Genomic DNA, 24,949 nt, shown 5'->3' with positions numbered 1-24,949 from the left:
CCGGCGCACCGTCAATCTGGTCATACGCACGGAAATCACCGAAATACTTCGTGATCGCCGCCGTCAGCGTCGTCTTGCCGTGGTCAACGTGACCAATCGTACCGATGTTCACGTGCGGTTTCGAACGATCAAACTTTTCCTTTGCCATGGTATTGGCTCCCTCTTTCTGTGTCGTGCGGTGCGCATGGGAGCGCACCCTACGGGTTGGTGTAGGGTGCGCCCTCAGGGCGCACCGACGGTTATGCGTATTTCGCCTGAATCTCGTCCGAGATATTCTGCGGGACCGGGTCGTAATGCGAGAACTGCATCGTGAACTGGGCCCGGCCCGACGACATCGAGCGCAGGTTGTTGATGTAGCCGAACATGTTGGCCAGCGGCACGTTCGCGTTGATCGCGATGGCGTTGCCGCGCGGCTCCTGGCCCGACACCTGGCCGCGACGCGACGTCAGATCGCCGATGATCGACCCGGTATATTCCTCGGGCGTGGTCACCTCGACCTTCATGATCGGCTCCAGCAGCTTGGCTCCGGCCTTTTTCAGACCTTCGCGCATGCACATCCGGGCGGCGATTTCGAAGGCCATGACCGAGGAGTCCACATCGTGGAACTTACCGTCGATCAGCGCGACCTTGAAGTCGATCACCGGGAAACCGGCCAGCGGGCCGCTGTCCATGACGGACTCGATGCCCTTCTCGACGCCGGGGATGTATTCCTTGGGAACCGACCCGCCGACGATGCGCGATTCGAAGCTGTAGCCTTCGCCCGCCTCGGTGGGCGAGATGATCATCTTGACCTCGGCGAACTGACCCGACCCACCCGACTGTTTCTTGTGGGTGTAGGTGTGCTCGATCTCGTGGCCAATGGTTTCACGATAGGCCACCTGCGGCGCACCGATATTGGCCTCGACCTTGAATTCGCGCTTGAGGCGGTCCACGAGGATGTCCAGGTGAAGTTCGCCCATGCCCTTCATGATCGTCTGACCGGATTCGAGATCGGTTTCGACGCGGAACGAGGGGTCTTCGGCGGCCAGACGCGCAAGGCCCTGGCTCATCTTTTCCTGGTCGTTCTTGGTCTTCGGCTCGACCGCGATCTCGATCACCGGATCGGGGAAGGTCATGGTTTCCAGAACCACCTGCTTCTGCGGGTCGCACAGCGTGTCGCCCGTGGTGGTGTCTTTCAGACCGGCCAGCGCGATGATGTCACCGGCGAATGCCTCTTCGATCTCCTGCCGCTCGACCGCGTGCATCAGCATCATCCGGCCAACGCGTTCACGCTTGCCTTTGGTCGAGTTCATCATCTGGTCGCCCTTGCGCAGGACGCCCGAATAGATGCGGGTAAAGGTCAGCGAGCCGACAAACGGGTCGTTCATGATCTTGAACGCCAGGGCCGAGAACGGCGCATCGTCGTCCGCAGGACGTTCGATGTTGCGCTCTTCGTTTTCGTCGTCCGGGGCAAAGCCCTTGAGCACCGGAACGTCCTTGGGCCCGGGCAGGAAGTCGACAACGGCGTTCAACAGGGGCTGCACACCCTTGTTCTTGAATGCCGAACCGGCCAGCATCGGGAAGAAGGACAGCGACAGGGTGCCCTTGCGGATCAGCGCACGCAGGGTGGCCTCATCGGGCTCTTCGCCTTCGAGATAGGCTTCCATGGCGTCGTCGTCCAGCTCGACGGCGAGTTCGATCAGGTTGCTGCGCCATTCGTCGGCAACATCCTTCAGCTCGTCGCGGATCGGCTTGCGCTCCCAGGAGGCACCCAGATCTTCGCCGGCCCAGACCCATTCTTCCATCTTGATCAGGTCGATGATGCCTTCCAGCGTGTCCTCGGCACCGATCGGCAGGGCGATCGGCAGCGGCGTGCCGCCGGTGCGTTCCTTGACCATCTTGACGCAGTTGAAGAAGTCGGCGCCCAGCTTGTCCATCTTGTTCACGAACACAAGGCGCGGAACCTTGTAACGGTCGGCCTGACGCCAGACCGTTTCGGTCTGCGGCTCGACACCGGCGTTACCGTCCAGCAGCGCGACCGCGCCGTCGAGCACGGCGAGCGAACGCTCCACCTCGATGGTGAAGTCGACGTGGCCGGGGGTGTCGATGATGTTGAAGCGCGTCTTGGTGTCCGACGTCCCTTCGGGAGTCGGGTCTTCCTGACGCTGCCAGAACGTGGTGGTCGCAGCCGATGTGATGGTGATGCCGCGCTCGGCTTCCTGCTCCATCCAGTCCATCGTCGAGGCCCCGTCATGGGTCTCGCCGATCTTATGGTTCTTACCGGTGTAGAACAGGATCCGCTCGGTCATCGTGGTCTTGCCGGCGTCGATATGCGCCATGATGCCGAAGTTGCGGTAGCGTTCGAGGGGATAATCGCGTGCCATGATCTTGGGGCCTCTCGGGGTTACCAGCGGTAATGGCTGAAGGCTTTGTTCGCCTCGGCCATCTTGTGGGTGTCTTCGCGCTTTTTCACGGCGGTGCCGCGGCTGTTGACTGCATCCAGCAGTTCACCGGCCAGGCGCTCTTCCATCGTGTTCTCGTTGCGGGCGCGCGAGGCGGTGATCAGCCAGCGGATCGCCAGCGCTTCGCGGCGCTCGGGGCGCACTTCGACGGGCACCTGGTAGGTGGCACCGCCCACACGGCGCGAGCGAACCTCGACCGCGGGTTTGATGTTGTCGAGCGCTTCGTGGAAGATTTCCACCGGCGCGCGTTTGACCTTGTCTTCGACACGATCAAGGGCGTTGTAGACGATTTTCTCGGCAACGGATTTCTTGCCGTCGATCATGAGGTTGTTCATGAACTTCGACAGAACCCGATCGCCATACTTGGCGTCGGGCAGGACTTCGCGCTTCTCTGCGGCGTGACGACGGGACATCTGTTATTCCTCTTACTTCGGACGCTTGGCGCCGTATTTCGAGCGGCGCTGCTTACGATCCTTGACGCCTTGCGTATCGAGCACGCCGCGCAGGATGTGATAGCGCACACCGGGAAGGTCTTTCACACGGCCGCCACGGATCAGAACCACCGAGTGTTCCTGAAGGTTGTGGCTTTCGCCGGGGATATAGCTGATGACCTCGAAACCGTTGGTCAGGCGCACCTTGGCGACCTTACGCATGGCCGAGTTCGGCTTTTTCGGCGTCGTTGTATAGACGCGTGTGCAGACGCCACGCTTTTGCGGGCACCCTTGCAGGTGCATGGATTTCTGGCTTCTGACTTTGGGCTGCCGCGGTTTGCGGATCAGCTGTTGGATCGTTGGCATTGGGTCTCTTTCCCCGTCTCTCAACACATGTGTCTGCACAGGGCCGTCCCCATGCGGTTAATCTCGATACGCCTTACGCGTCCGCAAAGCGAAAACACCGCAACGTTCCCATTCCGAGGTGAACGACGCGGCTGGTTCCCAGAGGATCGAGGCGAATTAAAGTGCCTGGATCTTGACCACTTCAGTTTTGATATCGGTTGACGGGGCGACCCCCATGACCGGATGGGGCGCATATAGGGGGAGTCGGAATACTTGTCAACAGCCTGCTCCCAAGTGATGCCGCCTTGAAAACAGCGTTTCGCCTTGTTCCGGTCGCATGGTTTTGTCAGCATGGCACGACAGGCTTCTTCACGCAACGGACGATCATGCGCGTCATTGGTATTTGCAGGTTTTCCTATCCCGCCCTCGGCGGGTTCAAGCGGATGCATGACAGCACCGCCGAGCGCGAGTCCTATCTCTATACCCCTGAACGCATGGAGTTGCGGTTTCGCCATTTCGAAACGCTGACCCTGCCGTCGATCGCCGGGCAGACCGATGCGGATTTCACCTTTCTGATCCTCGTCGGCGACAGCCTGCCCAAACCCTGGCGCGACCGGCTGAACGACCTGACGGCGGATGTCCCGCAAATCCGTGTCGTCACCAGGGAACCGATGAAGCACCGGCAGGCCATGCAGGCGGCGCTGCTGGAGGAACTGGGCGAGAACGACACCGAATCGATGCAATTCCGGCTGGACGACGACGATGCGGTGGGCGTCGGGTTCGTCCGGTCCCTGCGGCGCATGGCCCGGCGCAGCGCGCCCCTGCGCAACGGCCGGCGCAAGATGGCCTTCGAGTTCAGCAGCGGCTACATGGTCCGGCTGTCGGATACGGGGATCGAGGCGCGCACGGTGCGCAGCCCGTTCTGGTCTTGCGGGCTGGCGGTGATGTTCAATGCGGGCGACACCAAGACGGTGATGAACTACCCCCATCACAAGCTGCACGAAAAGATGCCCACCCTGATCGAGCCGACCTGGCCGATGTACCTGCGCGCCGTGCATGGCGACAACGATTCAGGCGCGGGCGACAGGCCCGGTGCGCTGACGCCGATCGATTCCGTCACGCAGGCGCAGCTGCGCGAGCGCTTCAACGTGGACGAAGATCACGTGAAAGCCGTGTTTTCCGCCCCAGTTGCGCCTCGCGATACAGCATGAACAGGCCCGATCCCACGACGATGGCCGCGCCCAGCAAGGTCAGGGGCTCGGGCCATTCGCCGAACACCGCCCACCCCAGCACAAGCGCCCAGATCAGCCCGGTATAGCGGAACGGCGCGATAAAGCTGACCTCGCCGACCCGCATCACCATGACCGAAAACAGATAGCCGCCAATGATCATCACCGCCGCGCCCACGATCAGGCCCGACGTGCGCATATCCACCTCTGCCCATTCGCCCGACAGGCTGCCCAATCCGAAAAACACCATGATCGAGGCCGAGGTGATCAGCGTCACGAACATCGACGGGATATCGCGCGACAGCGCCCGCGTGGACAGATCGCGCAGGGTGACGAACCCCACCGCCGCCAGGCTGTAAAAGGAATAGACGTTGAAATCCTGCGTGCCGGGCCGCACGATCAGCATAACCCCGACAAAGCCCACCAGGATCGCCGACATCCGCCGCCAGCCGACCGGATCGCGAAACACCACCGCCGCGGTCAGCGTGAGGGTCAGCGGAATGGCCTGGAGGATCGCCGTGACATTGGCGATCGGCATATGAAATAATGCGGTAAGAAAGAAATAGGCCGTGCCGATCTCGCCCACCATGCGCAGCCCGATCGCGCCCCAGTCGCGGCGCGGCACCTGCGCGCGCAACGCTCCCATTTTCCAGGCGATCACACCGACAGCCAGTGTCGTCAGTATGCCGCGCAGGAACAATAGCTGGAACATCGGGATATCGCCGGCCAGGGATTTCATGAAGCTGTCGCTGATCCTGTAGGACGCCATCGACCCCATCATCAGAAACGCCCCGGTCAGATTGTCGGATCGTGCCATGCGCGCTGCCCCTGCCAGATTCTCTCGGCATTAGACCCGGATCCGACGCCCCGGCAAGCCCCCTGTCGCGCCTCCGCCCCCGCGCGCCGCGTTCAGCCCGCCGCCAATGCGCGGGTGATGGCGTCGTGCAGCACCGGGTTGGCCGCGACCACGCCATTGACCTGGGGCACGGCATTGTTGAACCGCAAGACCCGCGCCGCACGGTCCGAGGTCATCGCGCCCGCCTCGCGCAGGATCAGTTCTCCGGCGGCAATGTCCCACTCCCAACTGGGGCGCAGGGTCAGCATCGCGTCATAGCGTCCTTCGGCCACCAGGCTCAGGCGATAGGCCAGCGACGGACGATGCGCGCGCTTGACGTCCGGCGTGCCGCCCACCCAGTGCTGCGGGGCGAGGTTGGGCTTGGCCGCCAGCAGCGATGCGCCGTTCAGATCGTTGCGGTCGCTGACACGGATCGCGGCGCCGTTCAGGAACGCGCCTTGCCCCTCGGCGGCGGTATAAATCTTGTCGCGCGCGGGCAGATAGACCACCGCCGCCGTCACCACGCCTCGGTCGGCCACGGCCAGCGAATGCGCCCATGAGCCCGAGCCTTCGATGAAACTGCGCGTGCCGTCGATGGGATCGACGATGAACACCCGCTCGCAGGACAGCCGCGCATCGCTGTCCTCGGTTTCCTCCGACAGCCAGCCATAGCCGGGCCGCGCCGCGCGCAGACGGTCGGACAACAACGCATCCACGGCCATATCCGCCTCGGTCACGGGACCGAGGCCACCCGGCTTGTCCCAGCGTCTTGCCGTGGGGCCGGTATGGCGCAACGCCTCTTCGCCCGCCGCACGGGCGGCGTCGATCAGAAGGTCCAGATCACTCGCCGGCAATCGTCAGCCCCTCGATCAGCAGCGACGGCACGACCCGGCTCAGCCACGGGCGCGCATCGTTGGCGGGCACCATGCGGCGCAGCATCTCGGGCAGGTTGCCCGCGATGGTGCATTCGTTGACCGGACAGACGATCTGCCCGTTTTCCACCCAGAACCCCGAGGCGCCGCGCGAATAATCCCCGGTATTGGGGTTGATCGTGGAGCCGATCATCGACGTGACCAGCAGCCCGGTGCCCATATCGGCGATCAGTTCGTCGCGGCTCTGCGCGCCCTGGGTCAGTTCGATGTTCCACGTTCCCGGACTCGGCGGTGAGCTCGTGCCGCGCTTGGCGCTGCCTGTCGGCTCCATCCCCAGCTTGCAGGCGTTGGCCAAGTCCAGCGCCCAACCGGTCAGCACCCCGTCCTGCACGATGGCACGGCGCCGGGTCGGCAGCCCTTCGGCATCGAAGGGGCGCGATCCCATGACGCGCGCACGGTGCGGGTCTTCGATCACCGACAGCCCCTCGGGCAACACCTGTTCGCCCAGCCGCCCCATCAGCCAGGACGAGCCGCGCGCGATAGCCGCGCCGTTGCTGGCGGCCAGAAGATGCCCGATCAGCGAAGATGAAATCCGCTCGTCGAACAGCACCGGATAGGCCCCGGTGCGCGGCCTGCGCGGGTTCAGAGCGGCCACGGCCCGTTCCCCGGCGCGGCGACCGATATCGTCAGGGGTGCGCAGGTCGGCCTGAAAGATGCGGCTGTCGCCGTCATGGTCGCGCTCCATCCCCGAGCCTTCCCCGGCGATCGCCACACAGCTGATGCCGCGATCCGTGCGCTCGTACCCTCCGGCAAAGCCGTTGGTTGCCGCCATATGCACCGCGCGCCAGCTATAGCCCGCACTGGCCGATTGCACCTGGCTGACGCCCTGAACCTCCAGCGCCGCGGCCTCGGCGGCGCGGGCGTCGTCCTGCAAATCCTGCGCCGAGGGCTCCGGCGTGGCATCGGCCAGTTCCAGCGCCGCCAGGTCCCAGTCCCGCGCCAGCTGGCCGGGATCGGCCAGCCCGATATAAGGGTCTTCGGGAGCCTCGCGCGCCATGGCGACCGCCCGTTCGGCCAGCGCCGTCAGAACTTCGGGCCGCGCATCCGAGGCCGACACGCAGGCCTGCCGCTGACCCACCAGCACCCGCAACCCCACATCAACGCCTTCCTCGCGCTCGGCCTGCTCAAGCGTTCCGCCCCGCATGTCGATGGTGATCGAGCGCCCTTCGATGGCGATGGCATCGGCGGCCCCGGCCCCGGCCTTGCGGGCGGCGTCGAGCAAACTGTCGGTCAACTGGTCAAGCGGTCGGGTCATGCGTGTCTCCTGAATGCGGGCAACAGGTAGCCCCTGCCCCGCCCCGGCACAAGGCCCGGCAGGTGAAAGAAAAAGCCGGACACAGGCCCCGATTTCTTCAAAAGAAATCGGACCGGAACCTTTTCAAGGTTCCGCCTCCGGCGTCAGCGACAGAAACATACAAAACGCCCCCGCAGGTCTCCGCAGGGGCGTTTCGCGTTTCATGTCAGGCCGCCCAAAGGGCCGGGGGGCTTATTTCAGGCGCTGGCCATTGGCCAGAACATGACCTTCCTCGTTGACCTCGATGCGCGACACCAGCGTATCCTCGCCATCGCCCGGACGGGCGAACAGGCCCATCATCATGCGCACGCCGCTGGCCTGATCCTGCGGGATCAGCCCCATCGCGACCAGCTTGTCCAGCAACCCGTTGCCGCCCACCAGTTGCAGGTCCAGCGCTCCCAGGGGCGCGGGCAGCCCGTCGAAGCTTTCCAGATCCGAATTGTCGAAGGTGAAATCGCCCTCGCCGGTCAGTTCCGCACCGGCCAGACGCACCGTCAGCCGGTTCAGCGTCAGCGCGTTCAGTTCCGCCGGGGCATCTTCCATGTCTTCCAGCGCTTCGGCCTGTTCGGAATCGAGCAGATCGAACAGCAGACGCGCCTTGCCGGTCAGGTCGATATCCACCGTGGCCGGATCGCGCGGCAATTGCTGGGCGGGGTCGAACATCGCCCAGATGGCCTCGGACATGGTGAATTCGGACAATGTGAACGATCCGGCGAAATCCTGCGGCTCGTCGCCCTTGCTGACCGGGGTGGTCATCTCGAACCCCAGTTTCTGGCTGGCGAACTGCACCGGGAACGGCAGCTGGTTGGTTTCCACCGTCATTTCGATGTCATTCGTCGCGCCCGAATAGCTGAGCTTGCCCGCATCCATCGCCACGCCGAAATCACCGCCCCCGGAGGTGCTGACCGTCTTGAACGTGTCGCCGTTCTCGTCAAACGACATCGTTCCCGATCCCGCCCCCACCTCGAAGGTTCCGTCCATGCTGAACCCGGCCTCCAGCATCGCGGCCATGTCGGTGCTGTTCATGCTGTCCGGCAGGGTGCCCGTGCCGGCATAGCCCAGGCTGTCGTAACTGCCCTGCGCCGTCATGCGCCCGCCGGTTTCGGGATCGGTCACGTCCAGCGCATAGAGCACCTCGCCCGAGGTGAATTCCTGCGTCAGTTCGCGCAAATCGCCACTGCTCATCACCGAGGTCCCGGCCATGTCGGACATGGTCATGCTGGCGGTTCCGAACTCCACCGGCTCGCCATCGGCGGTGACCTCGGTCAGTTCCAGCGTGCCGCTCGTGGCGCTGTAGGCATAGGTCATCCGATCGGCATCGCCCGAAACGAGCATCTCGAAGCCCGAACTGCGATACTCGATCACCGACTCGAACGCCTGCCCCTCGTCATCGGCGGCCATGACGCGGATCGGCAAGGTCTCGGGCATGGTGATCGACACCGTGCCGTCGCCATTATCGGTAAAGCCCAGTTCGGGGATCACGATCTCCAGATCGCCCTCGGCCTCGGGCATCGGCATGTTCATGCTCAGGTCCCGGACACTCAGCGTATCGCCCGATTGCTCGGTGACCGCCTCGACCTCATACCCGAACCCCGAAAAATACGCCTGCCAGTCCTCCCAGACCTGTTGGGGCGTCACATCGGCCATCGCGGCCGAGCCGGAAATGAAAAAACCAATCGTTGCCGCCGAAGCGACGAGCTGTGTGCGCGGTGCCATACCGGACCCTTTCATAACAATGTCGCCCATAATCTCTGGCCTCGGGCCAGCGGGGTCAAGGGTGGTTCTGGCTGGACCCTCGGGAAAGCACGCGTTACCACTTGGCCCGACACGCCCAAAGGGGGGGACAGCATGGACCTGACAGGCAAGACGGCCCTGATCACCGGGGCCAGCCGTGGCATCGGCGCCGCCACTGCGCGGGTTTTCGCCGGGGCCGGGGCCAATGTGGCGCTGGTGGCCCGCAATGCCGACGCCATCGCGAACCTGGCCGGGGAACTGGGCAAACAGGCCATCGCCCTGCCCTGCGACGTCAGCCGCTACCGAGAGGTCGAAGCCGCGGTCGCGGCCTGCCTCAAGGCGTTCGGCAGGCTCGACATCCTGATCGGGAACGCCGGTGTGATCGAACCGATCGCCCCCCTGTCCGGGGCCGACCCCGACGCATGGGGCAAGCTGATCGACATCAACCTCAAGGGCGTCTTCCACGGCATGCGCGCGGCGATGCCGGTGATGCGCAAACAGGGCGGCGGCACGATCATTACCATCAGTTCCGGCGCGGCCCATAACCCGCTGGAAGGCTGGAGCGCCTATTGCGCCTCCAAGGCCGGTGCGGCGATGCTGACACGATGCGCCCATACCGAAGGCGCCGCCGACGGGCTGCGCGTGATGGGCCTGTCGCCCGGCACCGTGGCCACCGACATGCAACACGTGATCAAGGCCAGCGGCATCAACCGCGTCAGTCAACTTGACTGGTCCGAACACATCCCCGCCGACTGGCCCGCCCAAGCGCTGCTGTGGATGTGCGGCGCCGGGGCCGACGCCCATCTGGGGCAGGAAATTTCGCTTCGTGATCCTGAAATCCGCAACAAGCTAGGCCTGACATGATCGACCTCACCAAGGACGGCAAACTCTGGACCGTCACCCTCAACCGGCCCGACAAGGCCAACGCCCTCACCGCCGAGATGCTGACCGAACTGGCCCGCATCGCCGAGGCCGCCCATGACGAGGCCCGCGTTCTGATCCTGACCGGCGCGGGCAAGGTGTTTTCCGCCGGGGCCGATCTGGAAGCCGCCCGCGCCGGGCTGGCGACATCGGCGGTGTGGGAGCGGCTGAGTTCCGCCATCGCCACCTTTCCGGGCCTGTCCATCGCCGCGCTGAACGGCACCGTGGCGGGCGGGGCGATGGGCATGGTGCTGGCCTGCGACCTGCGCGTCGCCGCCAACGGGGCCAAGGCCTTCTATCCGGTGATGAAGCTCGGCTTCCTGCCGCAGCCCTCGGACCCCAAGCGCCTGACGCAACTGATGGGCCCGGCGCGCGCCAAGCTGATCCTGATGGGCGGCCACAAGGTAACGACCGACGAGGCGCTGTCCTGGGGCCTGTTCGATCAGGTCGCCGACCCCGACGCACTGATGGCGCGCACCCTGGACCTCGCCGCCGACACGCTCGCCGCCGATTACGTCCATGCCGCCACGATCAAGGGCATGTGCCGGGTCTGACCGGCGCGGCACGGCCGGCTCACGAACCGCAGGCACCCCTCAGGATGCCTTGCGGTTCTCGATCTCTTCGCCGATCCGGTCCAGTTCGGTCTCGTCCTCGGGCAGCCCCTCGCGCGACAGCAGCACCGCCAGCTTGCGCAGTTCCGGCACATGGCTGCACACCACCATGAACATCACCATGATCGGCACCGACAGGAACATGCCCGGTATCCCCCAGACCGCGCCCCAGAAGGCGAGGCTGATGATGATCCCGAAGGACGACAGCCGCAGCGCCCGGCCCATCATCCACGGGTCGATCACGTTGCCGTTCAGAAACTGGATCGCCCCGCAGATCAGGAACAACGCCGCCGTGGTCTGCGCCTCGCCAGTTTCCACATAGCCCACCAGCGCCACCATACCCGTGGCCACGATCGAGCCGATATTGGGAATGTAGTTCAGGATGAACGTCAGAATCCCCACCGCCAGCGCCAGTTCGATCCCGAAGAACCGCGCCACCACATAGATCATCGCGCCGGTGATCAGGCTGACCACCGTCTTGACCAGCAGGTAATAGTTCACCCGGTGAATGATCGAGGTGATGATCTTGTTGACCCGCGCCGCCTGTGCCTCGTCGCCGAAGAAATTCAGCATCTTGGTGTCGAACCAGATACGTTCGGCAAACAGGAAGCCCACGAACAGGATCACCAGAACCGTGCCCTGCATCAGGTTGCCCGCCTGCCCCGCCACCGTGCGCACATAGCCCGAAATCTGCACGCTGCTGAGCGAATTGAGAATGGACTGCTCCACATCCTCGCCCATCCACGCGAACAACGAGGCCACCGCCTCGGGGGCGCGCTCAGCATAGGACAGCGCGGTGAACAGGACCGTGTTGAGCTGCGCCAGCAGGATCGAGGACAGCACCAGCAGCGCCGCCGAGATCAGCACCAGCGCGATGATCGAGGCCAGCCAGTTGGGAAAGCCGAACCGCCCGATCCTTTGCCGCGCGATTAGGCGGATCACGTCCGAGGTCAGCGAAAACAGGATGATCGCCACCGCCAGCGAAATCAGGATGAACCGCGCCTGCACCAGCAGGAACAGCACCACCGCAAAGGCGATGATGACCAGCGCCGTGGTGCGCACCCGCGCATAGTTTTCCGTCTCGCCCAAAAGGCCCGGTTGTCTGTTATCGCCTGCCGCCATTTCGTCTCTCGATCATTGCGCATCCACTATGGGCAGCCCACGCCAGAGTGACAACCCATGCCCCGTCAGGCAGGGCGCGGACAGGCCCCCATTGCCCAATCAGGCGGCACCGCACCGCCCGGCCTCACTCCGTTTCGAACAGCCGCGTCCTGATCTCGGGGCGCAACAACTCGCTCAGCCGCCGCGCGCCGTGGCCCTGCTCCACCGCATGCTGGAACAGGTCATGCACCGCCCGCGACAGGGGCGTCGCATGGCCCTGCTGCTCCTGCATGTCCGCGATATAGCGCATGTCCTTGGCCGCGTTCTCGACCGAGAACACATAGCCCATGAAATCGCCGTCCTTCGCATTGCCGATCACCCTGTCCAGCACCCCCGACGAGGCCGAACCGCGCGTGACCACATCATACAGCTTGCCCCAGTCGAGGCCTTCCTCGGCAGCGGTGTGAAACGCCTCTGTCACCAGCGCGGCAATGCCCATGACCATGTAATTGTTGACGAATTTCGCCTTCGCCCCGGCCTCGATCGAGCCGAAATGCTGAACGCTGGAACAGAACAGGCCCAGCACCGGCTCGACCTTGGCAAACACCTCGGGCGAGGCCCCGACCAGCGCGCCCAACTGTCCCTCCTCGGCCTGCTGCGCCCCGCCGGTCAGCGGCGCTTCGGCAAACAGCACGCCCTTGTCGCTGAGGGTCTGCGCCAGTTTCAGGGTCGAGGGCAGCGCCGACGTGCCGGTGTCGATCACGATCTGGCCGGGGCGCAGAACCGGCAGCATCTCGTCCACCACCTGCTCCACCACGTCCGAATTGGGCAGGCACAAGACCACCACGTCACAGGCGCGGGCCAGATCGGCGGCGCTGGCATGTTCCACCGCGCCCGCCGCGACAAGGCCGTCGATCACCGCGCGGTTGCGATTGGCCAGCGCATGCAGCCCGCCCGCCCCGGCCAGAATGTTGCGCCCCATGCCCGCGCCCATCGCGCCAAGGCCGATCAGTCCGATCTCCTGCGCCATCAGATCGTCCAGCCGCCATCAACCACGAAAAACTGCCCCGTCGTCACCCTGGATTCATCCGAGGCCAGGTACACCACCATCGGCGCAATATCCTCGGGGTGGGTCATCTCGCGCAGGGGCTGGCGGTCCAGCATCGCCTGATAGGCCGCATCGTAATCGCCCCGCGCCGCCATCCTGTCCTGTAACGACGGCGTCAGAACGGTGCCCGGACAGATCGCGTTACAGCGGATGCGATCCCTGATGTAATCCGTGGCGATGGATTTGGTCAGCCCCATCACCGCGCCCTTGGTCGCGCCATAGGCGCATCGGCTGGCCGCGCCGGTGATCGACGACACGACCGACGCCATGTTGATGATCGACCCGCCCCCGGCGTCGATCATGCCCGGCAGGAAGGCCTCGGTCATCCGGGCCATGCCGCGGATATTGATGGCAAAGGACCGGTCCCAATCCGCATCCGTGGCCTCCAGCAAGGTGCCGTCATGCACCCAGCCCGCGCAGTTGAACAACACGTCGGGCACCGGGGTGTCGGCGGCGAACGCCCTGATCGCGGCGCCGTCCGTGACATCCAGCGTCACCGGGCGGATACCCGCATGTTCCGCCGCAAGGCTGTCCAGCGCCCCGGCGTCAATATCCGCCGCGTAAACGGTCGCGCCCTCACGCGCCATCGCCAGCGCCGAGGCCCGCCCGATCCCGGCCCCTGCCGCCGTCATCACGACGGTCTTTCCGTCCAGTCTCATGTTGCAATTCCCCTGTTGGATCATCTCCGCAATCCGGGCGATGGTACAGCAGTTGCTACCGCTGGCAAGCGGGGCCGTGGCCGGACAGGACGCACCCGGCCCCGCGCCATTTCCCACCAATCGCGTTTCGTACAAAACCACGGGCCCTTTCGTACAAACGGTACGCGTACGCCCCGTTAACCGCCGGGATTTACCGATTTGATACCGACGCGATACCGACGTGATACCGATGCAATACCGAACGGCGATTTCCCTTGTTAACAAAGGGCTTTCGCCGGGTCCGACTCACCTGTTAACGCTTGCGCCGCCCGCCGGGGGTTTTCGAGTGAAATCCGGGCGGCCGTTTGCCCACCCACCGGATGAACGCCTCCAGCCTCGGATGCGCCCTCAGCGCCGCGACGGTGGCATAGTCCCGCGCCAGTTCGGCCTCGGTCAGCGTGGCGTGAATCTCGTTATGGCAGATCTGGTGCAACAGTACCGTCGGCCCGCCCTTCCCGCCTTTCAGCCGGGGGATCAGGTGATGCAGGCTCTGACGCGCCTCCGGCGGGATCGGCCTTTGGCACAAGGGGCAAATCGGGTCTTCTTCGGTGTTCTCCATCGCCTTTGCCTTGATCCCGTGGCCGCCAACGGGCAAGAGGATGGCGCAGTTAAACCGTTTTGCAAGAGGTGCGTTATGGATTGGGACAACCCGCCGCCGATCGTGCAGCAGGCCATGGACTATGCGATGCAGGGCTGGGACATCGCCAAGGGCTGGCTCCTCAGCCCCGCCGCGTGGTCGCAATTCGCCCTGCTGATCGTCGCCTACCTGCTGGCGGTGGTGATCAGCCGGCGCATCAGACCCGTCCTGACACAGCTTCTGACCCCGCCCCCCGATCAGGATCACGTCATCGCCCGCGCCCGCCGAATGGTGCTGCTGTTCGTGCCGCTCCTGCTGCCTTTGCTGGCCTATATCCTGACCGGCGCAGGCGAAAGCGTCACCCGGTCCATCTTTGGGTCGGGCGGCGTAATTGCCTTTGGCAAAAGGGTTTTTCTGTTTCTCGCCGTGCGCATTCTGGTGCGTGACATCCTTGCCGACCCGTTCCTGAAACTGCTTGGGAAATACATCCTGATCCCGGTCGCCGGGCTTTATGCGCTCGGCATTCTGGACCTCGTGACCGAGAAACTCTCAACCACCATCGTCCCCCTGGGCAACATGTCGTTCGACCTGTTGTGGCTGGTCAAGGCCATCGTCGCGGGCGGCGTGATCTTCTGGCTGGGGCGCTGGTCGAACGACCAGTCGGCCAACTACATCCAGTCGCAAGAAGACATGCGCCCCGCCACACGGCAACTGGCCGTAAAGGCTGCAGAAATCGCCATTTTCGGCGCGGCATTCCTAGTTCTCATGAACGTCCTCGGCATCTCGCTGACCTCGCTTGCCGTCCTTGGCGGTGCTATCGGCGTCGGCCTTGGCTTTGGCCTGCAAAAGATCGCCTCGAACTTCATCTCGGGCGTGATCCTGCTGCTCGAAGGGCAGGCGACCGTGGGCGATTATGTGGAACTGGACAATGGTGAGGCCGGAACCATCGTCAAGACCACCGCCCGCGCGATGATCCTGGAAACCTTCGACGGTCGCTGGATCGTCGTCCCGAACGAGGATTTCATCACCACCCGTGTCGTCAATTACTCGGATCAGGGCAGCGCAAACCGTTACGAAGCCCCATTTTCAGTGTCTTACGACACCGACATCAACCTGATTCCGCCCATGGTGGAAAAGGCCGTGGGCGACCTGCCCTTTGTCCTGAACGATCCAGAAGCCCCCGATTGCGAACTGCGCGCCTTCGGCGACAGCGGCGTCGAGTTCGCGGTGGAATTCTGGGTCAACGGCATAGACGACGGCAAGAACAAGTTCACCCCACAGGTGCTGTTCGCCATCTGGAACGTATTGAAAGACAACAATATTGAGATCCCCTTCCCGCAACGGGTTGTGCATCATGTGGGCCTCGACAAGGGCACCCCACCGCCCGTGACATGAGCACGGCGCTGATCATCGGGGGAGGCCCTGCCGGGCTGATGGCCGCTGGCGAACTGGCGCGCGCCGGTCATGCCGTGACTGTGGCCGAGGCCAAACCGTCGCCCGCGCGCAAACTGCTGATGGCGGGAAAGTCGGGCCTCAACCTGACAAAGGACGAGGATTTCGAAACCTTCATCGCCGCCTATGGCGAGGCCGCCCCGATGTTGCGCCCGATGCTGTCGGTATTCGGCCCTCAACAGGTGCAGGAATGGGCCAGAGGCCTGGGTCAATCCCTGTTCACGGGCAGCACCGGGCGGGTGTTTCCCGAGGCGATGAAGGCCTCGCCGCTGTTGCGGGCCTGGCTGGCCGAACTGTCACGCCTTGGCGTTCGCCTGCAAACCCGCTGGCGCTGGAGCGGATGGAACAATGGGGCAGTTCTGATTGACACGCCGCAAGGCCGGCAAGAGCTGACACCGGATGTCACCATCCTCGCCTGTGGTGGTGCCAGTTGGGCGCGGCTTGGGTCCGACGGCGCATGGGCGGCGCATCTGCCGTCACAAAGTCTGACCACGTTCCAGCCCGCCAATATGGGTTTTGTCATATCGTGGTCGGATCACATGCGGCGGCATTTCGGCAACCCGGTCAAAGGAGTGGCGCTGCATGCCGGGGATCATGTCTCACGCGGGGAAATCATCGTTTCCGAACAAGGACTTGAAGGGGGCGGCATCTACGCCCTGTCGGCCTTGCTGCGCGATGGTGCGGCGCTGACGCTGGACCTGGCGCCCGATCTGGAGATTGATACCCTGTGCCAACGCCTGTCGCGCCCCCGTGGCAAGGCCAGCCTGTCGAACCACCTGCGCAAGACGCTGAAACTGGAGCCGATCAAGCAAGCGCTGCTGATGGAATTCGCGCGCCCCCTGCCGCCCGACCCCGCCCCCTTGATCAAGGCCTTGCCGATCCCCCTGCAAGGACCGCGCCCGATGGATCAGGCGATCTCGACCGCCGGAGGACTGCGCTTTGACGCGCTCGACAAGAGGCTGATGTTGCGCGACCGGCCCGGCACCTTCGCCGCTGGCGAAATGCTGGACTGGGAAGCCCCGACAGGGGGGTATCTGCTGACCGCCTGTCTTGCCACAGGCCGTTGGGCAGGACGCGCAGCCGTTGATTGGCTTACCGGCTGATCTATCAGGGCAGCGCCGCCGCGCGCTGAAACGCCTCACGCGCCATCATCTCGGCCCTGTACTGGCTAAGCTTTTCATCCGGAGCGGGAAACCCGGTTTTTTCAGCCCAGATCAGACAATGCGCCAACAGGATATCCGGTACGGTTATCTTGTCCCCCATAAGAAACGGCCCCTTCAACGCAGAAGACAGCCGCTCGAGGTTGCGCTCGTACTCCCATTTCAGCGCTTCCTTGACCTGCGGCACCCGGCGTTCCTCGGGCAGAACGAAACTGTGCCGGGCGGCGGTCCAGAGAACGGCATCCAGATCGTCGAGTATCTGATGGGTCAGAGCATCCTGCCGTGCGCGCTCGATCGTGCCTGCGGGACAGGTCAACTGCCCGTGCCGATCCGTCAGATAGGCCATGATCGCACTCGAGTCGGTCAACACATCATCGCCGACACGCAAGGCCGGGATTTTGCCGGACGGGTTCACAGCCAAGGCTTCTTTGCTTCTGGGGGCCGCTGCAAGGTGCTCATAAGGTCGACCGATCTCTTCCAACAGCCACAGAACACGAAACGCCCGGCTCGCCCGGGTTCCTATGACCTGATACATATGGCTTTCCTTTCGATGCGGATCGGCAGTTACAGTGCCCCGGTTGAATGCCGCTGACAAGCGATCAGCCAAAACGTGCCTATGCAAACGTAACCCCAGATTGACATCTGCCCGTACGCGCCACCCGAATAACCCATCGTCTCAGCGAGCGGCCAGCATCGCCAGCCGGATCAGCGTGCGTTCCACAAGCGCCATGTCCGGCGCGTGCTGCCCCGCCGAGCGCAGTTGCAGATCGGTATCGGTAAGCAGCGTCAGTGCCTGCTCCAGCCGATCCGCGCCCCATTGCTGGGCCTGGCGCAGCATCCTGTCGCGCCGGGGGCCAAAGACGGGCGGGCGCACCCGCCCGATGCCTTGCGCCGCGCCGCCGGGGTCCGAGGCCGCCGCGTAAAGCGTGCGAAAGTGCCGTGTGGCGCTGATGCACAGCGACACGGGCTGCACCCCCTGTGCCCGAAGGCGTTTCATGACCGGCCCGATCTCGCCCGAACGTGCCTCGGCCACGATATGCAGAACGTCATCGAGGTCCGCCTCGGTGGAACCGGGGGCACAGGCCGCGATATCTTCGGACGAGACAGGCGCACCATCATCCAGCTTGTAGAGCGCCAGCTTTTCCATCGTCTGACGGAAATCACCGGGGTCCAATTCGCGCGCAAGGGCTGTTAGATCGCGCATCGCATCTCCGCCGACATCCCTGAGCCCCGATTTGGCAAGTATTGCCTCGATCTCGGCGCGTGAGGGCGGATCGTCGTAAATTGCGGCAGCGTATGCGTTCGGGTGGTTTTCGAACAGCTTGCGCAGTTTCGAACTGGCCTTGAGCTGCCCGGCGGTGACGACGACCTGCGCATCGCCTTCCCGCCAGTCGGTCAGGGCATCGGTCACGATCTGGGCCAGAGCGTCGGTCGCATCTTCGACAAAGGCCACGCGCGGCCCCGGAAAAAACCCCTGCGCCTTGATCGCATCCAGCAGCATCGCAGGGTCCTTGCGCAGATCCGCCGCCGGAATACGGGTCAGGCGCATTTCCTCTTCACCCTGCGGGCCGACGAGGGCCGCAATCACCTCTTGCCGCCTGAGCGCCACACGCATTCCATCGGAGCCGTATATCAACAGCCCGGTACGCTGCGACTCGGGCCGCGCGAAATAACCCGGAGCATCGCGCCCCGACAGTTTCATGCCGGAAGGCCCGCAGACCCGGCGATCAGGCGCGCCACCATCTGGTCGGCCAAAATCGTGACCAGCCGCTCTTCTGCATCACGTTCAGCCGCCTGCGTCGCGACGGTGCTGCCAGAGGCCGAAAAGCTGGTAAAGTTATCCACAGTTCCGGATAGCACCACAGCCCCGCTGTCACGATCGCGCAACGCATAGGTTCCCTCACCCAGAAGGTTGTAACGCGTGACGATATTGCTGGTGGAGATCGCCACCGGCTGCGAAATCAGGTCCAGCGAATAGATCAGATCGTAGCGCGGCATCGACGCGCGCCCGAGGCGGTCTTCCAGCTCGCGCGTCATCAGGTAACCCGCACGGTCGTCGGGCTCCATGATAGAAACTGCATTGCGCAGCCGAGTCGCTGCCCCTCCCGGCGCATAGGCCGGGGTAAAGCCACAGCCCGCCAGGACCGGGGCGGTCAGCGCACTGCAAGCGCCTGTCAGAAAGGTGCGGCGGTCAAATGACGACATTCACGATCCGTCCGGGGACAACGATGATCTTTTTCGGCCGGGCCCCATCCAGTGCCTTGATGACAGCATCGTTGGACAGGGCGGTTTTTTCAACCTCGGACTTGTCCATGTCCTTGGGCACCTGAATTTCCGCTCGACGCTTGCCGTTGATCTGGATGGGCAGGGTGACGGTATCGTCAACCAGCATCGCCTCGTCGGCCTGCGGCCAGGGCGCATCGGTCACCAGCCCCTCGCCCCCCAAGGTCTGCCACAGTTCCTCCGACAGGTGCGGCGTCATCGGCGACATCAGTTGCACCAAAGCGCGGGCGGCCTGTTTGCGCGCCCCGGCCCCGGCGTTCGATTTCGCCAGCGTATTGGTAAAGGCGTAAAGCCGCGCAATGGCCGCGTTGAAGCCAAAGGACTCCACCCCACCGGTCACATCGTGGATGGCCTTGTGCATCTCACGCAGCAGACCTTCGTCCTGGTCGGTGGCGGGTGCGTCGCTGGCGGCAATCTCAGTCACCACGCGATGGACGCGCGACAGGTGCTTGTGTGCGGCTTCGGCCCCCGAGGCGGTCCATTCGACGTCGCGCTCGGGCGGGCTGTCGGACAGCACGAACCAACGGGCGGTATCGGCGCCGTAAGACCCGATGATATTGACCGGATCGACGACGTTCTTCTTGGACTTCGACATCTTGGCCGAAGGGATGATCTCGACCGCCTCACCCGTGGCCTTCAGCCTGCCGTCTTCCACGTCTTCGGGCAGGTGATAGACGGGACGGTCATTGTCATCGCGGGTCTGATAAATTTCGTGCGTCACCATGCCCTGCGTGAACAGCGCGTTGAACGGCTCGATCGCTTTGTGCGGCAGGTGGCCTGTCAGGTGCATGGCCCGTGCAAAGAACCGCGAATAGAGCAGGTGCAGGATCGCGTGTTCGATGCCCCCGATATACTGATCCACGTTCATCCAGTATTCGGCTTCGGCCATGTCGGTGGGGGTTTCGGCGCGCGGCGCGGTGAAACGGGCGAAATACCACGAACTGTCGACAAAAGTGTCCATCGTGTCTGTTTCGCGCCGTGCGGGCGCACCACAGGACGGACAGGCGCAATCGCGCCAGGTGGGGTGACGATCCAGAGGGTTGCCGGGCTGATCGAAGCTGACATCGTCGGGCAGGCGCACCGGCAGGTTTTCTTTCTTCTCGGGGACCACGCCGCAGGTGTCGCAATGCACCACCGGAATCGGGCACCCCCAGTACCGCTGACGCGACAGGCCCCAATCGCGCAGGCGGTACTTGGTCACGCCCTGCCCAACGCCGTTTTCCTCACAAAAGGCGATGGCCGCGTCGATCCCTCGCTCGCCGGTCTGCACCTCGTCACCTGCGAACCCTTTGACGTAACGCACCTTTTCGGTTTTCGGCGGGACATAGGCCTCGCCCCCGTCCTCGGGCAGAGTGAAATCGTCACCCGGCGTTTCCGGTGCATAGGTCGAGGTAACGGGAAGTCCGTACTTGTTGGCGAAATCCAGATCCCGCTGATCATGCGCCGGACAGCCGAAAATCGCGCCGGTGCCGTAATCCATCAGGATAAAGTTGGCGACGTAAACCGGCAATTCCCATGCGGTATCGAACGGATGGCGCACACGCAGGCCGGTGTCGAACCCCTTTTTCTCGGCCTTCTCAAGCTCTTCCTCCGAGGTGCCCATGCGGCGGCATTCGGCGTTGAAGGCGGCCAGTTCGGGGTTGTCCTTTTCCATCTGGCGGGCCAGCGGATGATCCGGAGAAATCCCGATAAAGCTGGCGCCCATCAGGGTATCGGGCCGGGTGGTATAGACTTCGATCCGGTCGTGGCCTTCGGGGCCATCAATCAGCGAAAAGGCAAACTGCAACCCGCGCGAGCGACCGATCCAGTTGGCCTGCATCAGCTTGACCTTGGCGGGCCAGTCATCCAGCCCGTCCAGCGCCTCGAGCAATTCCTCGGCAAAATCCGAGATGCGGAAGAACCATTGCGTCAACTCACGCCGTTCCACCAACGCGCCCGACCGCCAGCCGCGCCCGTTTTCAACCTGCTCGTTGGCCAGCACCGTCATGTCCACCGGGTCCCAGTTGACCACGGCGTTCTTGCGATAGACCAGTCCCTGCTCCAGCATATCGAGGAACAGCGCCTGTTGCTGGCCGTAATATTCCGGATCGCAGGTGGCGAATTCCCGGCTCCAGTCGATGGACAGGCCAAGCGGCTTCATCTGGCCGCGCATGTCGTCGATATTGCCATAGGTCCAGTCCTTGGGATGTCCGCCAATGGCCATTGCCGCGTTTTCGGCGGGCATGCCAAAAGCGTCCCATCCCATCGGGTGCAGCACGTTGTGGCCGGTGGCCAGCTTGTAGCGTGCGATCACGTCGCCCATCGTGTAATTACGCACATGGCCCATGTGGATGCGCCCCGAAGGATAGGGGAACATTTCAAGCACGTAGTACTTGGGCTTGTCCCCGGACCTGCTGGCGCGGAAAATTCCGGCCTTGTCCCAGGCCTCTTGCCATTTCGCTTCGATCTCGGCGGCAGAATAGCGCGACATGTGCAGCACACCCTTTTGCGGTCATTCGTGTTGCCCTGCGTGATAGGGCCCACACGCCGCGGGGTCCAGTGGCAAGGCGCAAAAAGCGGGGGTTTGCAGGGGCGAGGGCCCCGCCTATAACCGGAAAAAACGGTATCGGGCGGTGCGTTCCATGAAAATCCTGTTCATCCACCAGAACTTTCCCGGCCAATACAAGCATCTGGCGCCGCTGCTGGCCTCGAAGGGGCATCACTGCGTCGCGCTGACCCTGCGGGTGAAAGAGCCGACGACCTGGAACGGGGTGCGCGTGCTGCCTTACGCCCTGCCCGACCGCAAGGGACAGAACACGCATCCCTGGCTGGTCGATCTGGACACCAAGGTCACCCGTGGCGAGGCATGCTATCGTGCGGCGCGCAAGATGAAGGATGCCGGGTTTTCCCCCGATCTGATCCTTGCCCATCCCGGATGGGGCGAATCGTTGTTCCTGCGTGATGTCTGGCCGGATGCGCGGATCGGTCTTTATTGTGAGCTTTATCACAGTGCAGAGTATCCCCATCTGCGGTTCGATCCCGAGTTCGACCAGGGCGATGCCGTTCTGTCGCGGCTGCGTATCCGCATGAAGAACATCAACAATCATCTGCATTTCCAGATAGCGGATGCCGGTATCAGCCCGACCCGGTTTCAGGCCGATACCTTTCCGTCTGAATTCCGCGACCGCATCACCGTCAGCCATGACGGGATAGACACCGCCCTGTCACGCCCTGACCCGAATGCCCGCCTGACTATCGACGGTCAGGTCGATGTGACGCGCGATGACGAGGTGATCACCTTTGTGAATCGCAATCTCGAACCCTATCGCGGATATCACGTTTTCATGCGTGCCTTGCCCCGCCTGCTGCGTGAGCGTCCCGAAGCGAAGGTTCTGATCGTCGGTGGCGACGAGGTCAGCTATGGCGCGCGTCCCCCCAACGGAAAAACCTGGAAGCAGATTTTCATCGACGAGGTGCGCGGCCAGATTTCCGATGCCGATTGGGAGCGTGTGCATTTCCTGGGCCGAATTCCGCATGACAAGTTCACCCGGCTTCTGCAGGTCAGCCGTGTGCATGTCTATCTAAGCTATCCCTTTGTTTTAAGTTGGAGTCTTCTGGAAGCCATGAGCTGCGGCGCGGCCATCGTGGCCTGCGATACCGCGCCGGTCAAAGAGGTCATTGCGCAGGGAGAAACCGGACGGCTGGTGGATTTCTTCGATGGCGATGCGCTTGTCGGGCAGGTCTGTGACATGCTCGACGATCAGAAGGCGCGCGAACACCTGGGCGCTGCGGCGCGAGGTTTGATCCAGAAACGGTATGATTTGCGCGGCATTTGCCTGCCGCGGCAATTGTCCTGGGTCGATGATGTGATGTCAGGTGCGGGGGCCTGAACACCCCCGAACTACGTTACCTGGAAATCAGAACTTTTCGGCCTGAATCCGCAACTGACGGGCGCGCGCAAGGATCGCATCCTCGACAGCACGTTGCGTTCCGCCCGCCACCGGACCGCTACGCGTTTGCAGCGCCACGTTAAGCGAGCGTGCGTCGAGCGCGGGATCGCTGATCAGGATGGTCGCGCGATAGGCCCGTCCACCCCCCGGAGGTGTGCCATACCCCGTTGAAATCACACCCGTAAACGGATCAGCCGTTTGCACCGGGAGGAAATCCAACACGTCCAGAGATGCCGTCCAGAGATACCGGTTGACCTTGACCTCGGCATCGCCGCCCTTGAAGGCGTCGAAAATCGACGATCCGCCGATAAAGTTTCCTTTGGATTCGCGCCCGCCTTCGATGCGATAGGCATCCGGATCGAGCTTGGCGTCGCGGAAGCCCCCGCAAGAGGCAAGCAACGCAAGGCAAACCGTGGTCAGTGCGGCATTTCTGATGCTGTACATGGTCATTACGCGATCCGGCATTGTTTCCCTTCCCTACTATCCAAGGTAACGGATCGGAGCAAGGAGTTTACTGAAATCGTCCTGCCTTGGCCGCCAGGCATTGTGCCTTTGCATCGCCCTGTGGCAAACAGGCACCCGATACCGCATCAGACAAAGGGGCGTGGCATGGGGCTGCAAGAGATCAGAACCCGCATTCACAAAGCCGAGGACGCCGCCGGGCGCGCACCCGGAAGTGTCACGCTTGTCGCGGTTTCGAAACAACAGCCCAATGACCGGGTCGAAGCCATTCTGGAGCAGGGGCATCGGTGCTTTGGCGAAAACCGCGTGCAGGAAGCGGCAGGCAAATGGCCCGATTTTCGCGAGCGTTTTCAGGGCATTGACCTGCATCTGATCGGCCCCTTGCAAACCAACAAGGCGCGTCAGGCATTCGAGTTGTTTCAGGCCATTCACTCGGTCGACCGGCCCAAGCTGGCCAAGACCATTGCCCGTCTGGCCCAGGAAGAGGGGCACTGCCCCGATCTGTTCATCCAGGTGAACACCGGCGAGGAAGAGCAAAAGGCCGGTATCCTGCCAGCCGAGGCCGACGATTTCATCAAGGATTGCAGGGGCATGGACCTTCCCGTCAAAGGATTGATGTGCATCCCGCCCGTCGAGGAAGAGGCCAGTTTGCATTTCGCCCTGCTGGCCAAGATCGCCAACCGCAACGGGTTGGGCGGGTTGTCGATGGGGATGAGCGGGGATTTCGAAAAGGCGATTGCGCTTGGCGCGACCCATGTGCGTGTGGGCAGCGCGATTTTCGGCGAACGCGCCTATTGAGGACGCACGATCAGCCGCGTGGATGGCTGAATTTTCCTTGCGATATCAATCAGGTGATCACGCCGAAAGGCAATACACCCCTCGGTGGGGTAATGCGGCCTGCGCCATTGGTGCAAGAATATGCATGACCCGTGGCCGGGTTTGGCCTCCGGCCAGTTCCAATCGGTGATCAGCACCAGATCGTATAGCGGATCAGCCCGGCGCAGCACCTCATGCGAATGCGGATAAGGCTTTCGAATCATGAGGTTATAGTGGCGATCCTCGGGATCGTCGGACCAGATGTCGCCAGGCCCGATGGGCACCGCCCAGTCGGCGGGCCGCGCCAAGCGATCCAGGCGATAGAGCATGCCGACGATTCGATGCACTCCGATGGGCGTGGCGCCATCCCCCTCGCGTTTACAAGCGGTTACCCCACCGCGCCCGACCGAGCAGGGATAGTGGCGACCGCGGAATCGCAGCCCCATCGGCGTGAGAACGAGATCATCAGGTGTCATGCAGATGTGATGCCCGAAATCACCCCGGCACGGAAGCCGGAGTTTTGTACGAAACGTACGAAATGGACGCGGGTTTCGTACGAAATTCGGCCCCTGGCAGACGGAAAGCATTCA

The 24,949-nt window shown here is 63.4% G+C and carries 25 protein-coding genes; 7 read left to right on the top strand and 18 right to left on the bottom strand.

Annotated features, from left to right (window positions below; translation table 11 throughout):
- The 4 genes from KPG71_RS10270 to rpsL all read right to left on the bottom strand — a co-directional run.
- Positions 1 to 148, bottom strand: a 148-nt coding sequence (locus tag KPG71_RS10270) for a GTP-binding protein (RefSeq protein ID WP_253196198.1), incomplete at its 3' end; no start/stop codon positions are given.
- Positions 149 to 239: 91 nt separating this feature from the next.
- Positions 240 to 2,363: an elongation factor G gene (gene fusA, locus KPG71_RS10265; RefSeq protein ID WP_216337976.1), complete on the bottom strand. Its 2,124-nt coding sequence runs from the start codon at positions 2,361 to 2,363 to the stop codon at positions 240 to 242.
- Between the two features lie 20 nt (positions 2,364 to 2,383).
- A complete protein-coding gene (gene rpsG, locus KPG71_RS10260) occupies positions 2,384 to 2,854 on the bottom strand; it encodes a 30S ribosomal protein S7 (RefSeq protein ID WP_073035451.1) in 471 nt (156 codons plus the stop codon).
- Between the two features lie 12 nt (positions 2,855 to 2,866).
- Complete coding sequence (rpsL, locus tag KPG71_RS10255; protein WP_007817136.1) at positions 2,867 to 3,238, bottom strand: 30S ribosomal protein S12; 372 nt, start codon at positions 3,236 to 3,238, stop codon at positions 2,867 to 2,869.
- Between the two features lie 365 nt (positions 3,239 to 3,603).
- Here rpsL and KPG71_RS10250 point away from each other — a divergent pair, with 365 nt between their 5' ends.
- On the top strand, positions 3,604 to 4,428 hold the full coding sequence (locus KPG71_RS10250; protein ID WP_216337975.1) for a glycosyltransferase: 825 nt from the start codon (positions 3,604 to 3,606) through the stop codon (positions 4,426 to 4,428).
- On the opposite strand, the gene KPG71_RS10245 is transcribed toward KPG71_RS10250, so the two are convergent.
- The 4 genes from KPG71_RS10245 to KPG71_RS10230 form a co-directional block, all read right to left on the bottom strand.
- Positions 4,361 to 5,263 carry a DMT family transporter gene (locus tag KPG71_RS10245; protein WP_216337974.1) on the bottom strand — a complete coding sequence of 301 codons (903 nt, stop codon included), beginning with the start codon at positions 5,261 to 5,263 and terminating at the stop codon, positions 4,361 to 4,363. The two genes, KPG71_RS10250 and KPG71_RS10245, sit on opposite strands and share 68 nt — an antisense overlap.
- A gap of 92 nt (positions 5,264 to 5,355) precedes the next feature.
- Complete coding sequence (locus tag KPG71_RS10240; RefSeq protein WP_216337973.1) at positions 5,356 to 6,135, bottom strand: 3'(2'),5'-bisphosphate nucleotidase CysQ; 780 nt, start codon at positions 6,133 to 6,135, stop codon at positions 5,356 to 5,358.
- Positions 6,122 to 7,468 (bottom strand): TldD/PmbA family protein, encoded by a 1,347-nt coding sequence (locus KPG71_RS10235; RefSeq protein WP_216337972.1) that lies wholly within the window; start codon positions 7,466 to 7,468, stop codon positions 6,122 to 6,124. The genes KPG71_RS10240 and KPG71_RS10235 overlap by 14 nt, the downstream gene beginning before the upstream one ends.
- A 231-nt stretch (positions 7,469 to 7,699) precedes the next feature.
- Entirely contained in the window at positions 7,700 to 9,223 is a 1,524-nt protein-coding gene (locus KPG71_RS10230; RefSeq protein WP_216337971.1) for a DUF2125 domain-containing protein, read from the bottom strand.
- Between the two features lie 132 nt (positions 9,224 to 9,355).
- Here KPG71_RS10230 and KPG71_RS10225 point away from each other — a divergent pair, with 132 nt between their 5' ends.
- Both KPG71_RS10225 and KPG71_RS10220 read left to right on the top strand, forming a co-directional pair.
- Positions 9,356 to 10,105: an SDR family oxidoreductase gene (locus tag KPG71_RS10225; RefSeq protein ID WP_216337970.1), complete on the top strand. Its 750-nt coding sequence runs from the start codon at positions 9,356 to 9,358 to the stop codon at positions 10,103 to 10,105.
- Positions 10,102 to 10,716 (top strand): enoyl-CoA hydratase/isomerase family protein, encoded by a 615-nt coding sequence (locus tag KPG71_RS10220; protein ID WP_216337969.1) that lies wholly within the window; start codon positions 10,102 to 10,104, stop codon positions 10,714 to 10,716. The genes KPG71_RS10225 and KPG71_RS10220 overlap by 4 nt, the downstream gene beginning before the upstream one ends.
- Before the next feature lie 39 nt (positions 10,717 to 10,755).
- Here KPG71_RS10220 and KPG71_RS10215 read toward each other — a convergent pair whose 3' ends face one another.
- The 4 genes from KPG71_RS10215 to KPG71_RS10200 form a co-directional block, all read right to left on the bottom strand.
- Entirely contained in the window at positions 10,756 to 11,895 is a 1,140-nt protein-coding gene (locus KPG71_RS10215; protein ID WP_216337968.1) for an AI-2E family transporter, read from the bottom strand.
- Between the two features lie 124 nt (positions 11,896 to 12,019).
- The gene (locus KPG71_RS10210; protein WP_216337967.1) at positions 12,020 to 12,904 is read right to left on the bottom strand and encodes an NAD(P)-dependent oxidoreductase; all 885 of its coding nucleotides are present in this window, start codon (positions 12,902 to 12,904) and stop codon (positions 12,020 to 12,022) included.
- Complete coding sequence (locus KPG71_RS10205; RefSeq protein WP_216337966.1) at positions 12,904 to 13,641, bottom strand: SDR family oxidoreductase; 738 nt, start codon at positions 13,639 to 13,641, stop codon at positions 12,904 to 12,906. The genes KPG71_RS10210 and KPG71_RS10205 overlap by 1 nt, the downstream gene beginning before the upstream one ends.
- Positions 13,642 to 13,933: 292 nt before the next feature.
- Complete coding sequence (locus tag KPG71_RS10200) at positions 13,934 to 14,239, bottom strand: HNH endonuclease (protein ID WP_216338000.1); 306 nt, start codon at positions 14,237 to 14,239, stop codon at positions 13,934 to 13,936.
- Positions 14,240 to 14,314: 75 nt separating this feature from the next.
- On the opposite strand from KPG71_RS10200, the gene KPG71_RS10195 reads away from it, so the two are divergent.
- Positions 14,315 to 15,652, top strand: a complete 1,338-nt coding sequence (locus KPG71_RS10195) for a mechanosensitive ion channel family protein (RefSeq protein ID WP_216337965.1) — start codon at positions 14,315 to 14,317, stop codon at positions 15,650 to 15,652.
- Complete coding sequence (locus KPG71_RS10190; protein ID WP_216337964.1) at positions 15,649 to 16,812, top strand: TIGR03862 family flavoprotein; 1,164 nt, start codon at positions 15,649 to 15,651, stop codon at positions 16,810 to 16,812. The genes KPG71_RS10195 and KPG71_RS10190 overlap by 4 nt, the downstream gene beginning before the upstream one ends.
- A 4-nt stretch (positions 16,813 to 16,816) precedes the next feature.
- Here KPG71_RS10190 and KPG71_RS10185 read toward each other — a convergent pair whose 3' ends face one another.
- The 4 genes from KPG71_RS10185 to leuS all read right to left on the bottom strand — a co-directional run bounded on the left by KPG71_RS10185 (position 16,817) and on the right by leuS (position 21,622).
- Positions 16,817 to 17,404, bottom strand: coding sequence for a glutathione S-transferase family protein (locus KPG71_RS10185; RefSeq protein WP_216337963.1), 588 nt, complete (start codon positions 17,402 to 17,404; stop codon positions 16,817 to 16,819).
- Between the two features lie 141 nt (positions 17,405 to 17,545).
- Positions 17,546 to 18,571: a DNA polymerase III subunit delta gene (holA, locus tag KPG71_RS10180; RefSeq protein WP_216337962.1), complete on the bottom strand. Its 1,026-nt coding sequence runs from the start codon at positions 18,569 to 18,571 to the stop codon at positions 17,546 to 17,548.
- Positions 18,568 to 19,074, bottom strand: a complete 507-nt coding sequence (lptE, locus tag KPG71_RS10175; protein ID WP_216337961.1) for an LPS assembly lipoprotein LptE — start codon at positions 19,072 to 19,074, stop codon at positions 18,568 to 18,570. Before lptE ends, holA begins: the two co-directional genes overlap by 4 nt.
- Positions 19,061 to 21,622 (bottom strand): leucine--tRNA ligase, encoded by a 2,562-nt coding sequence (gene leuS, locus KPG71_RS10170; protein WP_216337960.1) that lies wholly within the window; start codon positions 21,620 to 21,622, stop codon positions 19,061 to 19,063. Before leuS ends, lptE begins: the two co-directional genes overlap by 14 nt.
- A gap of 151 nt (positions 21,623 to 21,773) precedes the next feature.
- Here leuS and KPG71_RS10165 point away from each other — a divergent pair, with 151 nt between their 5' ends.
- Complete coding sequence (locus KPG71_RS10165) at positions 21,774 to 23,021, top strand: glycosyltransferase family 4 protein (protein WP_216337959.1); 1,248 nt, start codon at positions 21,774 to 21,776, stop codon at positions 23,019 to 23,021.
- Between the two features lie 27 nt (positions 23,022 to 23,048).
- Here KPG71_RS10165 and KPG71_RS10160 read toward each other — a convergent pair whose 3' ends face one another.
- Positions 23,049 to 23,531: a DUF3576 domain-containing protein gene (locus KPG71_RS10160; RefSeq protein ID WP_216337958.1), complete on the bottom strand. Its 483-nt coding sequence runs from the start codon at positions 23,529 to 23,531 to the stop codon at positions 23,049 to 23,051.
- A gap of 159 nt (positions 23,532 to 23,690) precedes the next feature.
- Between KPG71_RS10160 and KPG71_RS10155 the strand changes: the two genes are divergently transcribed.
- Positions 23,691 to 24,341 carry a YggS family pyridoxal phosphate-dependent enzyme gene (locus KPG71_RS10155; RefSeq protein ID WP_216337957.1) on the top strand — a complete coding sequence of 217 codons (651 nt, stop codon included), beginning with the start codon at positions 23,691 to 23,693 and terminating at the stop codon, positions 24,339 to 24,341.
- On the opposite strand, the gene KPG71_RS10150 is transcribed toward KPG71_RS10155, so the two are convergent.
- The gene (locus tag KPG71_RS10150; protein ID WP_216337956.1) at positions 24,335 to 24,835 is read right to left on the bottom strand and encodes a L,D-transpeptidase; all 501 of its coding nucleotides are present in this window, start codon (positions 24,833 to 24,835) and stop codon (positions 24,335 to 24,337) included. The genes KPG71_RS10155 and KPG71_RS10150 overlap by 7 nt on opposite strands.
- Between the last annotated feature and the right edge of the window lie 114 nt (positions 24,836 to 24,949).

Origin of the sequence: Roseovarius sp. PS-C2 (assembly GCF_018862045.1) — a bacterium.
In the GTDB taxonomy this organism is placed as follows: Bacteria; Pseudomonadota; Alphaproteobacteria; order Rhodobacterales; family Rhodobacteraceae; genus Roseovarius.
The sequence above is the reverse complement of the archived record's forward strand: the minus strand, read 5'-3'. Positions and strand labels throughout refer to the sequence as shown.